Below are 12,914 nucleotides of genomic sequence, written 5' to 3'. Positions count from 1 at the left end.
GAGCCGCCATGACCACCTCCCCGTTGTTTTCCCGTTTCAGCAAAGCCGAATGTGTATTGGTGGTGATCACCATGATTTGGGGCGGCACCTTTTTGTTGGTGCAGCACGCCATGGCCGTGAGTGGCCCGATGTTTTTTGTCGGCCTGCGGTTTGCGGCGGCGGCGCTTATCGTCGGGGCGTTCTCGTTGCGCAGCCTGCGGGGCCTGACCCTGTTTGAGCTGAAGGCCGGCTGCTTTATCGGCGTGGCGATCATGTTTGGCTACGGTTTGCAGACCATTGGCTTGCAGACGATCCTGAGCAGCCAGTCGGCGTTTATCACCGCGCTGTATGTGCCGTTCGTGCCGCTGCTGCAATGGCTGGTGCTGGGACGGCGGCCGGGGTTGATGCCGAGCATCGGCATCATGCTGGCGTTTACCGGGTTGATGCTGCTGACCGGCCCGGCGGGCGCGTCGCTGAATTTCAGCCCCGGTGAAATCGCCACGTTGATTGGTGCCGTGGCGATTGCTGCCGAAATCATCATGATCAGCGCCTTTGCCGGCCAGGTGGATGTGCGCCGGGTGACGGTGGTGCAACTGGCCACGGCGTCGGTGCTGTCGTTCCTGATGGTGGTGCCGATGGGTGAGGCGCTGCCGGGGTTCTCGTGGTTGCTGCTGTTCAGCGCAGTGGGCCTGGGACTGACCAGCGCGGTGATTCAGGTGGCCATGAACTGGGCGCAGAAAAGCGTCTCGCCGACACGGGCCACGCTGATTTATGCCGGTGAGCCGGTGTGGGCCGGCGTGGTCGGGCGGATTGCCGGGGAGCGGTTCCCACCGATTGCCATGGTGGGTGCGGCGTTGATTGTGGCGGCGGTGATTGTCAGCGAGATGACGACGCGGGGGCAGAAGGCGCTTGAAGCGCGCAATGAGCTGGAACAGGAAACCCAAGGCTAAGGCTACTGAAACAATGCCAAACAAGCTTTTTCAGCCTACCTTGTAGGATCCTGCCACATCTTGCCGTTTGGTGATCAAGATTCCGGCACGTATGATGCATCCCAAACTCCCGCAGATTAGAAGCCTATGTCCCTGATAGTTCTACTGCTTCTGCCCTTTGTCGGCAGCTGTCTCGCGGCCTTGCTGCCGCACAACGCACGCAACACAGAGTCCCTGCTGGCCGGCCTTGTCGCCCTGGTGGGGACGGTCCAAGTCGCCCTGCTCTACCCCCAAATCGCCCACGGTGGCGTGATTCGCGAAGAATTCATGTGGTTGCCCAGCCTCGGGCTGAACTTCGTGCTGCGCATGGACGGTTTTGCCTGGTTGTTCTCGATGCTGGTGCTGGGCATCGGGACCCTGGTGTCGCTCTACGCCCGTTATTACATGTCGCCGGAAGACCCGGTGCCGCGCTTCTTCGCGTTTTTCCTGGCGTTCATGGGTGCCATGCTTGGCTTGGTGATCTCCGGCAACCTGATCCAGATCGTGTTTTTCTGGGAACTCACCAGCCTGTTCTCCTTCCTGTTGATCGGCTATTGGCACCATCGCGCCGATGCCCGGCGTGGCGCCTATATGGCGCTGATGGTCACCGGCGCAGGCGGTTTGTGCCTGCTGGCGGGGGTGATGCTGCTCGGGCATATCGTCGGCAGCTATGACCTGGACCAGGTCCTGGCTGCCGGTGACCAGATCCGTGCCCATTCGTTGTACCCGATCATGCTCGCCCTGGTGCTGATCGGCGCCCTGAGCAAAAGCGCGCAGTTCCCCTTCCACTTCTGGCTGCCCCACGCCATGGCTGCACCGACGCCGGTGTCGGCCTACCTGCACTCGGCGACGATGGTGAAGGCCGGCGTGTTCCTGCTGGCCCGCCTGTGGCCGTCGCTGTCCGGCAGCGAAGAATGGTTCTGGATTGTCGGCGGTGCCGGCGCCATTACCCTGCTGCTCGGCGCTTATTGCGCCATGTTCCAGAACGATCTCAAGGGCCTGCTGGCCTACTCCACCATCAGCCACCTCGGGCTGATCACCTTGCTGCTGGGGCTCAACAGCCCGCTGGCCGCCGTCGCCGCGGTGTTCCATATCCTCAACCACGCCACCTTCAAGGCGTCGCTGTTCATGGCCGCGGGAATCATCGACCACGAGAGCGGCACCCGCGACATCCGCAAGCTCAGCGGCCTGGTGAGGCTGATTCCGTTTACCGCCACCCTGGCGATGGTCGCCAGTGCGTCCATGGCCGGGGTGCCGCTGCTTAACGGTTTCCTGTCCAAGGAAATGTTCTTCGCCGAGACCGTCTTTATTTCCTCCACCGCCTGGGTGGAAATCGCCCTGCCGGTGATCGCGACCATCGCCGGTACCTTCAGCGTGGCCTATGCCCTGCGCTTTACCGTGGATGTGTTCTTCGGCCCCACCGCGACCAACCTGCCCCACACCCCGCACGAACCGCCACGCTGGATGCGTGCACCGGTGGAACTGCTGGTGTTTACCTGCCTGCTGGTGGGAATTTTCCCCGCGCAAGTGGTCGGCTCGATCCTCGCCGCCGCCGCCCTGCCGGTAGTCGGCGGGGTACTGCCGCAGTACAGCCTGGCCATCTGGCACGGCTGGAACGCGCCGATGATCATGAGCCTGGTGGCCATGTCCGGCGGCGTGGTGCTGTACCTGCTGCTGCGCAAGCAACTCAAGCTGGGCCGCTTCAAATACCCGCCGATCATCAGCTACTTCAACGGCAAGCGCGGCTTCGAGCGCTGCCTGGTGGTGATGATGCGCGGGGTGCGCAAGATCGAAAAACGCATCAGCACCAAGCGTCTGCAAACCCAGCTGTTCCTGCTGGTGCTGGCGGCGGTGATCGCCGGGTTGATCCCGATGCTGCACAGCGGCCTCAGTTGGGGCGATCGGCCGAAGATCCCGGGCTCCATCGTGTTCGTCACCCTGTGGTTGCTGGCAATCGCCTGCGCCCTGGGCGCCGCCTGGCAAGCCAAGTACCACCGGCTGGCAGCCCTGACCATGGTCAGCGTGTGCGGCCTGATGACCTGCGTGACCTTCGTCTGGTTCTCCGCGCCGGATCTCGCGCTGACCCAACTGGTGGTCGAGGTGGTCACCACCGTGTTGATCCTGCTGGGCCTGCGCTGGCTGCCACGGCGGATCGAAGAGGTTTCGCCATTGCCGAGTTCGTTGCGCAAGGCACGCATCCGCCGCCTGCGGGACTTGCTCCTGTCCACCGTGGTCGGCGGCGGCATGGCGCTGCTCTCCTACGCGATGCTGACGCGCCAGACGCCCAACGATATCTCCTCGTTCTACCTCAGCCGCGCGCTGCCCGAAGGCGGTGGCAGCAATGTGGTGAACGTGATGCTGGTGGACTTCCGGGGCTTCGACACCCTGGGGGAAATCACCGTGCTCGGCGCCGTGGCGCTGACCGTCTACGCCCTGCTGCGCCGCTTCCGCCCTTCGAAAGAAAGCATGGAATTGCCCGCGCAACAGCGCCAGCTGGCGCCTGACGTGGCCACCGACCTGGTCAACCCGCGCCAGGCCAGCGACACTGCCCTGGGCTTCATGATGGTGCCGGCGGTGCTGGTGCGCCTGCTGCTGCCGATTGCCCTGGTGGTTTCGTTCTACCTGTTCATGCGCGGCCACAACCAACCGGGCGGCGGTTTTGTCGCCGGGTTGGTGATGTCGGTGGCGTTCATCCTGCAATACATGGTCGCCGGCACCCAGTGGGTCGAGGCACAGATGAGCCTGCGGCCGATGCGCTGGATGGGCTTTGGCTTGCTGTCGGCAACCCTCACTGGGCTTGGCGCACTGTTCGCCGGCTACCCGTTCCTGACCACCCACACCTGGCACTTCAGCCTGCCGGTGCTGGGCGACATCCACGTCGCCAGCGCGCTGTTCTTCGACGTCGGCGTGTACGCCATGGTGGTCGGCTCGACCCTGCTGATGCTCACCGCCCTGGGCCACCAATCGGTGCGAGCCCATAAACCCAGCAACCAGGCGAAAGCCGTTGCCAGCCAAGGAGGAGCCGCCTGATGGAAGAAGTCATCGCAATTGCCATTGGGGTGCTGGCAGCCTCCGGCGTCTGGCTGATCCTGCGGCCACGGACGTTCCAGGTGGTGATGGGCCTGTGCCTGCTGTCCTACGGGGTCAACCTGTTTATCTTCAGCATGGGCAGCCTGTTTATCGGCAAGGAGCCGATCATCAAGGACGGCGTGCCGCAAGACTTGCTCAACTACACCGACCCGCTGCCCCAGGCCCTGGTGCTGACGGCGATCGTGATCAGCTTCGCCATGACCGCGCTGTTCCTGGTGGTGCTGCTGGCGTCCCGGGGCCTGACCGGCACTGACCATGTGGACGGCCGGGAGCCCAAGGAATGACCTGGATGAATCAACTGATCATCGCGCCGATCCTGCTGCCGTTGCTGACCGCCGCGCTGATGCTGATGCTCGGCGAGAAACACCGCCCGCTCAAGGCGCGGATCAACCTGTTCTCCAGCATGGTGGGCCTCGGCATCGCGGTGCTGTTGCTGTACTGGACCCAGAAAGGTGGCCCCGGCTCCATCGGCGTGTACCTGCCGGGCAACTGGCAAGTGCCGTTCGGCATCGTGCTGGTGGTAGACCAGTTGTCGGCCATGATGCTGGTGCTCACCGGGATCATCGGCGTCAGCGCTCTGCTGTTCGCCATGGCCCGCTGGGACCGTGCCGGCACCAGTTTCCATGCGCTGTTCCAGATCCAGCTGATGGGCCTTTATGGCGCCTTCCTGACGGCGGACCTGTTCAACCTGTTCGTGTTTTTCGAGGTACTGCTGGCGGCCTCCTACGGCCTGATGCTCCACGGCTCGGGCCGGGCGCGGGTGTCGGCGGGGCTGCACTACATCTCGATCAACCTGCTGGCCTCGACGTTGTTCCTGATTGGTGCGGCGCTGATCTACGGCGTCACCGGCACCCTGAACTTTGCCGACCTGGCGCTGAAAATCCCCCTGGTGCCGGAAGCCGATCGCGGCCTGCTGCACGCCGGTGCGGGCATCCTCGCCGTAGCGTTCCTGGCCAAGGCCGGCATGTGGCCACTGAACTTCTGGCTGGCGCCCGCCTACTCCTCGGCGAGTGCGCCGGTGGCGGCGATGTTTGCGATCATGACCAAGGTCGGCGTGTACACCGTGCTGCGCCTGTGGAACCTGCTGTTCTCGGGCCAGGCCGGTGCGTCGGCGCTGTTCGGCGGCGACTGGCTGATCTACGGCGGCATGGCGACCATCGTCTGCGCGGCGCTGGCGATGATCGCCGCGCAACGCCTGGAACGCATGGCCAGCCTGAGCATTCTGGTGTCCGCCGGGATCCTGCTGTCGGCGGTGGGTTTTGCCCAGCCAAGCCTGACCGCCGGGGCGCTGTTTTATCTGGTCAGCTCCACCCTGGCCTTGAGCGCGCTGTTCCTGCTGGCTGAATTGATCGAGCGTTCGCGCTCGGCCAACGACATGCCCCTGGACGATGAAATCGAAGCCCTGCCCAAGGCCATGGAATCCCTGCATCCGCCGCCCGGCACCAACCTCGACGATGAGCAGAAAGCCGTGGTCGGCCAGGTCATCCCCTGGACCGTAGCCTTCCTTGGCCTGAGCTTTATCGCCTGCGCCCTGCTGATCATCGGCATGCCGCCGCTGTCCGGGTTTATCGGCAAGCTCAGTCTGCTCAGCGCCTTGATCAATCCGATGGGCCTGGGCAACGCCATCGACGAGCCGGTGCGCCCCGCCGCGTGGGGCCTGGTGGCGCTGTTGATCTTCTCGGGCCTGGCCTCGCTGATCGCCTTCGCCCGCCTCGGCATCCAGCGCTTCTGGACCCCGGAAGAACGCCCGTCGCCGTTGCTGCGCCGTTTTGAATGCGTACCGATCTTCTTCCTGCTGGGCCTGAGCATCGCCCTGACCTTCAAGGCCGAGCCGCTGATGCGCTACACCCAGGCTGCTGCCGAAAGCCTGAATAATCCGGAACATTACGTGATGGCCGTGATGGCGACGCGACCGGTGATGAGCCCTGAGGCCAAGGCCGCCGCATTGGAGGTGCAGCCATGAAGCGCCTGTTTCCTGCCCCGTGGCTGTCGTTGGCGCTGTGGCTGTTGTGGCTGGTGCTGAACCTGTCCGTGAGCCCCGGCAACCTGCTGCTGGGGGCGATCCTCGGTTTTGCAGCGCCGCTGATGATGGCGCCGCTGCGACCGCTGCCGATCCGCATCCGCCGCCCGGGTGTGATCATCCGCCTGTTCTTCCTGGTGGGCCGCGACGTGATCATCTCCAACCTCGCCGTGGCCTGGGGCATCCTGGTCTGCGGCTCGCGTGCGCCACGCTCGCGCTTTATCAAAATCCCCCTGGACCTGCGGGACGCCAACGGCCTGGCCGTGCTGGCGATGATCACCAGCGTGACGCCTGGCACCGTGTGGTCGGAACTGGCCCTGGACCGCAGCATCCTGCTGATCCACGTGTTCGACCTGGATGACGAAGCGCAGTTTATCGAGCACTTCAAACACGCCTACGAACGGCCCCTGATGGAGATCTTCGAATGAGCGCCCTGCTCTCCAATGCGATCCTGTTCAGCCTGTTCCTGTACTCCCTGGCCATGGTGCTGACCCTGGTGCGCCTGTTCAAAGGTCCCTCGGCCCAGGATCGGGTTCTGGCGCTGGATTACCTGTACATCCTGGCCATGTTGATGATGCTGGTGCTGGGCATCCGGTATGCCAGTGACACCTATTTTGAAGCGGCGCTGTTGATCGCGCTGTTTGGTTTTGTCGGGTCGTTTGCCCTGGCGAAATTCCTGCTGCGTGGGGAGGTGATCGAATGATCAATGTCGACGTGTTGCCGCTGTGGGTTGAAGTGATCGTCGCGGTGCTTCTGGTGCTGAGCAGCGGGTTTGCGCTGATCGGAGCGATCGGGTTGTTGCGGATGAAGGATTTCTTCCAGCGCATGCACCCACCGGCACTGGCCTCGACGCTGGGTGCATGGTGTGTGGCGCTGGCCTCGATCGTCTACTTTTCGGTACTCAAGTCCGGGCCCGTGTTGCACGGTTGGTTGATCCCGATTCTGCTGTCGATCACGGTGCCGGTGACTACGTTGCTGCTGGCCAGGACTGCGTTGTTCCGCAAACGTATGGCCGGGGATGATGTGCCGGCTGAAGTCAGCAGCCGCCGGGCTGACAGCGGTAGCTGATCCCGCCAGGCGCTTCAGTGGTGAAATTCGTTCTCCAATAGAATCCATAAAATAGAACCTCAATCGCCAATCCCGGTATCGGGATCACTTTATGAGGTTCTCTCCCATGGCATTCGCTCCCCTTGTCCAGGCTCGTCTCGACGCCTGGGTTGCATCAGCCGCTGACTTCGGGCCCTTTCTCACCGGCCAAGCAACCACCCTTACCCTCGATGAACAGCGCAAGGCTTACGAGCAGGTGCTGAGCGCTCATCCGATTCCCGCCGGTGTACGCTTTCATGAGGTCGACATGGGCGGCGTACCGGCCATGGTGGTAGTGCCTGATGCGATGGAGGGTGATCGAGTGTTGCTGTACATCCACGGCGGTGGTTATGTCGGCGGCAGCCCACGGGGTTATCTGGGCCTTGCCGGCCACTTCGCCAAACTGCTGGGGGCAAAGGTCTACTTGCCTGATTACCGCTTGGCGCCCGAGCATCCGTTTCCGCTGCCCATCGATGACACGCTGCAGGCCTATCGTTGGTTGCTCGACCAGGGCAACGATCCCAAATCCATTGTGTTCTCCGGTGACTCGGCCGGCGGCGCGATGGTGGTGTCGGTGATGGTCAAGGCCCGCAACGCCGGCTTGCCGCTGCCCGCCGCGGGCGCCGCCTTGTCGCCGTGGGCCAACCTGGAACACACCGGTGCCTCCATCGACAGCCGTGACGGCCTCGACCCGCAAGCCTCCCGCGCAGGGCTGACGCTGCTGGCGAAAGCGTTTCTCAACGGCGCGCCGCCGAACGACCCCGATGCATCGCCGGTGTTCGCGGACGTCAGGGGCTTGCCGCCGATTCTGGTGCAGATCGGCGAAAACGAAGTGATGCTCAGCGATGCCATGCGCCTGGCCACCCATCTGGGGGAAAACCGGGTGCGGGTGTCGCTGGAAGTTTGGCCCGGGATGTTCCACGTCTGGCACCTGTTTGCGGCGATTTTGCCCGAAGGAATGCAGGCGCTGGAGAATGCGGCGCTGTTCCTTGAGCAGACAATGGCGATTAGAGATTAATTAATCCAAAAAGAGCTTGGCGCGCTTCTTTGGGCCTGATACGGTTTAGTGGATTATTTAATCCACTAAACTCAGGCGCTCTTTCATGACTACTCCTACCCCTCGTTTCAGCAACAAGGTCGCCCTGGTCACCGGCGGTTCCCGCGGGATTGGCGAAGCCATCGTGCGCCGTCTGGCCGCCGAAGGCGCAGTGGTTGCGTTCACCTATTCGGCCTCCTCAGACAAGGCGCTGGCACTGGTAAGCCAGATCGAAAGCACGGGCGGCAAAGCCCTGGCGATTCAGGCCGACAGCGCTGATGTCGTCGCGATTGAGCGGGCGGTGTCCACCACCGTTGAACGGTTTGGCGCGTTGAATATTCTGGTCAACAACGCCGGCATCCTGCAGTTGGGCAGTGTCGACGAGTTCAGCCTGGAAGACTTCGACAGGATGTTTGCGGTCAACGTCCGCGCCACCTTTGCCGCCGCCAAGGCGTGTTCGCCGGTGATGCAGGCCGGTGACCGGATCATCAGCGTCGGCAGCGTGGTTGCCCAGCGTTCGGGCTTCCCGGGTTCCAGTGTCTACAGCATGACGAAGTCGGCGATCGCCGGTATGATCCGCGGCCTGGCGATTGATTTCGCCCCGCGCGGCATCACCGTCAACAACGTGCAACCGGGCCCGACCAGCACCGACATGAACCCGGCGGACGGGCCTCACGCGGGCATGATCAAAAATTTGATCCCCTTGGGCCGCGTAGGCACCGCCGACGAAGTAGCCGGTATGGTGGCTTACCTCGCCTCCGAGGAAGCGGCCTTTGTCACCGGCGCAAGCCTGACCATCGACGGTGGTTACCTGGCCTGACCCATCACTCGCAACCGAGGTACCCCATGGCAAGACCCAGAGCATTCGACCGCGACCAGGTGCTGCGCGAAGCCATTCGGGTTTTCTGCGACAAGGGTTTTGCCGCGGCCTCAACCGAAGAGCTGATGCAGGCCATGGGGTTGAGTCGCCAGAGCATGTACAACACCTTTGGCGACAAACGCCAGTTGTACCTGCTGGCGATGGCCGAGTATCAGCGCACCGGTGTCGACGACCTGATCGGGCGCCTGAATCAGGGCCCGACGCCGCTGCAAGCGCTGCATGACACCCTGCAATCCTTCGCCACCCGCGCTCTGCGCGAAGGGACCGCAGGGTGCATGGGCGTCAACGCCATCTGCGAGTTCGGCCAGGCCGATGATGAAATCAATCAACTCACCGCCCACAGCGCCGAGCGCTTGCGCAACGCATTCGAACAGACCCTGGGACAGGCGCAGGAACAGGGTGAAGTGGGAGCAGATACCGACCTGACCGGCGCGTGTGATTTTCTGATGGCCACCCTCAGCGGCATGAAAATCGCCAGCAAGGGCGGCGCAACCACTGAGCAACTGGAAGGCATCGCGGGGTTTGCGTTGCGGGCGCTGAGCGCGAAAGCGTGATCAACCCACTACAGGATCGGCGCGCCAAATCGGCCCAGTCGCGGCATCCAGTGATCCAGGATCTGCGCTGACGCCAGGATATGGTGGGCGTGCCCGATCAACAGCCGACGCGGCACAAACCCGATATAGCGTGAGTCATCGCTGTTGTCGCGGTTGTCACCCAACATGAAATAACTGTCGGCCGGCACCGTCACCGGGCCGAAATCGCGCAGCGCCCGGACTGTCGGCATGAATTGAATCGTGCGCTGGCTGTTGTTCGCACGCTCCGTCACCTTGATCCCCGGAACTGTTTGGCCAGGCGCGATGGGCTCGCGTATATCCTGCCCATTGCTGTAGGTGGCCGGCGTGCCGTTGACCCACAGCACCTCATCGCGCATTTCCAGGGTGTCGCCGGGAATGCCGACGATGCGCTTGATCAAGCGCATGCCGTCCTTGGGTGAGGAGAACGTCACCACATCGCCGCGCCGGGGGTTATCCAGCTTGGCCAGGGAAATATCGGTGAGGGGCAGCTTGAGGTCGTACGCCACGCGATTGACCAGTACTACATCGCCCTCCAGCAAGGTCGGGCGCATGGAGCCGGATGGGATCGGGTTCCAGTCGGCCAGGGAGGTCCGGAACACGCCGAAACACAGCCAGAAGATGATTGCGTAACGGTAACGGATTAACCAACGGCCCATAGATCCTCGCACTACAAAAAAGGGGCGCCAACGTACGCCAGGCAACCCGTGGTGATTTTTGGCAATGGTCGCTTATTGCACCGCCAGATTAAATTAACATTAGCGTTGCCGACCAATGACAGCCGGTGTTTTCAAGCGCACAGAAAAGGAGTTTCACGCTCTATGGATAGCAAATGTTCGGTCTTTATCGCAGGCAGTGTCGACGGCTTTATTGCCCGGCCAGACGATTCAGGCGTTTCTTAAGGCGGGCTTGACCAACGGGTGGGTCATCACGAGTATTCCGGTTTTTTTGGCCCGGGGATTCCCTTGTCAGCCAGGTGGGTAGCGAGCATGAGCTTCGGCATATCGGCACGTATGCGTCGGACGGCGGGTTTGTTCAAAGCCGGTATGAGGTCGGTGGCAAGCGCTGATGCTCGTGGGCCATACCCCGGAATTCCCGACAGCTTTTTAGGGTTGTCGCTCAGAAGATGGCTCCCTACTCTTCGGTGGTCGCTGCAAACTCAGCGACCGGGTTTCGCTATGAATTTGCCATTTGAAATCGACGGGGCTCCCCGGAGTGTGGCGTTGGGAATTTGTCGGATGTTGGAGGGGATTCAGTTGTTGGTGGACAGGGCTCTGGATCGATGTGAGGCCCCTGTTCAGAGGTAGGGATTAGGTAGGGTACATATCCGCTTTTTTGTCAGGGCTGCTATTGGTTCCGCTCTTACAGCGGCTCACTTTTGAAAAGCGCAAAAGTAAGCAAAACGCTCTTGCCCCACCACTCGGCACCTCGCCTAGACTCGGTGTGCCCTCAGCTCCGGCAGCACGAAGCGGGCCGCCAGCGTGGTTTAACGGGGCGCCTAAGATCAAGATCAAAAGCAGATCAAGAACACAGCGGCCTACAGGCCGGCTTGAGTGTGGTGAAGCAAAGGCAAAATCAACATCTGAAACCAGAGCGGGCACGGTCAACTGTGGGAGCAGGCTTGCCTGCGATGGCATCACCTCGGTGTGTCTGATTCACCGAGCTGTCTGCATCGCAGGCAAGCCAGCTCCCACATTAAGCGGCTATGAGCTTGATCTTGAACTGGCCTAATCTGTCCTTGAATGTGTCAACTATGTCCCCGCACAGGCGTCCGGCCCGTGGTCCGCTGCAAGCATTGCCCCCATAGCAGCCACTCCCTGAATAACGGATATATAGGCAAAAAAACGCCCCGAACCAGTCGGGGCGTTTTTCATTCAGCAATCACCGATCAAGCCTGATCAGCCAACCGCCACGTCGTCCCGCCCTTCCCGTCTTCCAACACCACACCCATCGCGGTCAGTTGGTCACGGATACGGTCAGACTCCGCCCAGTCCTTGTCGGCCCGGGCAGTCAAACGTGCCTGGATCAGCGCATCAACTTCAGCCGCATCCACACGCCCTTCAGCGCCCGCTTGCAGGAAGTCATCGGCTTCCATCTGCAGCACGCCCAGCACGCTCGCCAGCTCTTTCAAACGTGCCGCAAGCCCCGCCGCCGCGTCGAGATCACTCTCGCGCAGTCGGTTGATCTCACGCACCATTTCAAACAGCACCGCACAGGCTTCCGGTGTGCCGAAGTCGTCGTTCATCACTTCGGTAAACCGTGCAACAAACGCTTCGCCGCCCGCAGGGGCCACGGATGGCAGGCCTTTCAGCGCGTGGTAGAAGCGCTCCAGGGCGCCCTTGGCGTCCTTGAGGTTGTCTTCCGAATAGTTGATCGCGCTGCGGTAGTGGCTCGACACCAACAGGTACCGCACCACTTCCGGGTGGTATTTCTCCAGCACGTCACGAATGGTGAAGAAGTTGTTCAAGGACTTGGACATCTTCTCGCCATTGATGCGGATCATGCCGCAGTGCATCCAGGCATTGGCGTAGGTCTTGCCGGTGGCCGCTTCGCTTTGGGCGATTTCGTTTTCGTGGTGCGGGAACTCAAGGTCGCTGCCGCCGCCATGAATGTCGAAGGTCTCGCCCAGGCAGCAGGTGGACATCACCGAGCATTCGATGTGCCAGCCCGGACGCCCGGCGCCCCACGGCGACTCCCAGCTCGGCTCGCCGGGCTTGGTGCCTTTCCACAGCACGAAGTCCAGCGGGTCTTGCTTGGCTTCGTCGACTTCGATCCGCGCACCGATGCGCAGGTCTTCAATCTTTTTGCGCGACAGCTTGCCGTAACCCATGAACTTGGCAACGCGGTAGTACACGTCACCATTACCCGGGGCGTAGGCGTAACCCTTGTCGATCAGGGTCTGGATCATCGCGTGCATGCCAGGGATATGGTCCGTAGCGCGCGGCTCCATGTCCGGCTTGAGGATGTTGAGGCGGGCCTCGTCCTCGTGCATCGCAGCAATCATGCGCTCGGTCAGCGCGTCGAACGACTCGCCGTTTTCGTTGGCGCGATTGATGATCTTGTCGTCGATGTCGGTGATGTTGCGCACGTAGGTCAGGTCATAACCGCTGAAGCGCAACCAGCGGGTCACCAGGTCGAAGGCGACCATGCTGCGGCCGTGGCCGATGTGGCAGTAGTCGTACACGGTCATGCCGCACACGTACATGCGCACCTTGTTGCCATCCAGCGGCTTGAAGACTTCTTTGGTCTTGCTGAGTGTGTTGTAGATCGTTAGCACGACGAA

The 12,914-nt window shown here is 62.1% G+C and carries 13 protein-coding genes; 11 read left to right on the top strand and 2 right to left on the bottom strand.

Annotated elements, in window-relative coordinates:
- Nucleotides 1-8 precede the first annotated feature (8 nt).
- From V3W39_RS20370 to V3W39_RS20325, 10 genes are all read left to right on the top strand, one after another.
- The gene (locus V3W39_RS20370; protein ID WP_330213209.1) at nucleotides 9-929 is read left to right on the top strand and encodes a DMT family transporter; all 921 of its coding nucleotides are present in this window, start codon (nucleotides 9-11) and stop codon (nucleotides 927-929) included.
- Nucleotides 930-1,055: 126 nt separating this feature from the next.
- A complete protein-coding gene (locus V3W39_RS20365; RefSeq protein ID WP_177048022.1) occupies nucleotides 1,056-3,977 on the top strand; it encodes a monovalent cation/H+ antiporter subunit A in 2,922 nt (973 codons plus the stop codon).
- Nucleotides 3,977-4,321, top strand: coding sequence for a Na+/H+ antiporter subunit C (locus V3W39_RS20360; protein WP_003192163.1), 345 nt, complete (start codon nucleotides 3,977-3,979; stop codon nucleotides 4,319-4,321). The genes V3W39_RS20365 and V3W39_RS20360 overlap by 1 nt, the downstream gene beginning before the upstream one ends.
- Complete coding sequence (locus tag V3W39_RS20355) at nucleotides 4,318-6,000, top strand: monovalent cation/H+ antiporter subunit D (RefSeq protein ID WP_177048020.1); 1,683 nt, start codon at nucleotides 4,318-4,320, stop codon at nucleotides 5,998-6,000. The genes V3W39_RS20360 and V3W39_RS20355 overlap by 4 nt, the downstream gene beginning before the upstream one ends.
- Nucleotides 5,997-6,485, top strand: coding sequence for a Na+/H+ antiporter subunit E (locus V3W39_RS20350; RefSeq protein ID WP_177048019.1), 489 nt, complete (start codon nucleotides 5,997-5,999; stop codon nucleotides 6,483-6,485). Before V3W39_RS20355 ends, V3W39_RS20350 begins: the two co-directional genes overlap by 4 nt.
- Nucleotides 6,482-6,760 carry a K+/H+ antiporter subunit F gene (locus tag V3W39_RS20345; protein WP_177048018.1) on the top strand — a complete coding sequence of 93 codons (279 nt, stop codon included), beginning with the start codon at nucleotides 6,482-6,484 and terminating at the stop codon, nucleotides 6,758-6,760. The genes V3W39_RS20350 and V3W39_RS20345 overlap by 4 nt, the downstream gene beginning before the upstream one ends.
- The gene (locus V3W39_RS20340) at nucleotides 6,757-7,125 is read left to right on the top strand and encodes a Na+/H+ antiporter subunit G (RefSeq protein ID WP_177079896.1); all 369 of its coding nucleotides are present in this window, start codon (nucleotides 6,757-6,759) and stop codon (nucleotides 7,123-7,125) included. Before V3W39_RS20345 ends, V3W39_RS20340 begins: the two co-directional genes overlap by 4 nt.
- A gap of 106 nt (nucleotides 7,126-7,231) precedes the next feature.
- Nucleotides 7,232-8,161, top strand: coding sequence for an alpha/beta hydrolase (locus V3W39_RS20335; RefSeq protein ID WP_177048016.1), 930 nt, complete (start codon nucleotides 7,232-7,234; stop codon nucleotides 8,159-8,161).
- An 85-nt stretch (nucleotides 8,162-8,246) separates the two neighbouring features.
- Complete coding sequence (locus tag V3W39_RS20330; protein ID WP_330213208.1) at nucleotides 8,247-8,999, top strand: 3-oxoacyl-ACP reductase family protein; 753 nt, start codon at nucleotides 8,247-8,249, stop codon at nucleotides 8,997-8,999.
- A gap of 26 nt (nucleotides 9,000-9,025) precedes the next feature.
- Nucleotides 9,026-9,613: a TetR/AcrR family transcriptional regulator gene (locus V3W39_RS20325; protein ID WP_177079898.1), complete on the top strand. Its 588-nt coding sequence runs from the start codon at nucleotides 9,026-9,028 to the stop codon at nucleotides 9,611-9,613.
- Between the two features lie 8 nt (nucleotides 9,614-9,621).
- Here the strand turns inward: V3W39_RS20325 and lepB are convergent, their stop codons facing one another.
- Entirely contained in the window at nucleotides 9,622-10,290 is a 669-nt protein-coding gene (gene lepB, locus V3W39_RS20320) for a signal peptidase I (protein ID WP_330213207.1), read from the bottom strand.
- 330 nt (nucleotides 10,291-10,620) lie between these two features.
- Between lepB and V3W39_RS33815 the strand changes: the two genes are divergently transcribed.
- On the top strand, nucleotides 10,621-10,938 hold the full coding sequence (locus V3W39_RS33815; protein ID WP_442968413.1) for a DUF6124 family protein: 318 nt from the start codon (nucleotides 10,621-10,623) through the stop codon (nucleotides 10,936-10,938).
- Between the two features lie 581 nt (nucleotides 10,939-11,519).
- Here the strand turns inward: V3W39_RS33815 and cysS are convergent.
- Nucleotides 11,520-12,908: a cysteine--tRNA ligase gene (gene cysS / locus V3W39_RS20315; RefSeq protein ID WP_330213206.1), complete on the bottom strand. Its 1,389-nt coding sequence runs from the start codon at nucleotides 12,906-12,908 to the stop codon at nucleotides 11,520-11,522.
- Nucleotides 12,909-12,914: the final 6 nt, after the last annotated feature.

This window comes from Pseudomonas sp. Z18(2022), assembly GCF_036346535.1.
In the GTDB taxonomy this organism is placed as follows: domain Bacteria; phylum Pseudomonadota; class Gammaproteobacteria; order Pseudomonadales; family Pseudomonadaceae; genus Aquipseudomonas; species Aquipseudomonas yamanorum_A.
The sequence above is the reverse complement of the archived record's forward strand: the minus strand, read 5'-3'. Positions and strand labels throughout refer to the sequence as shown.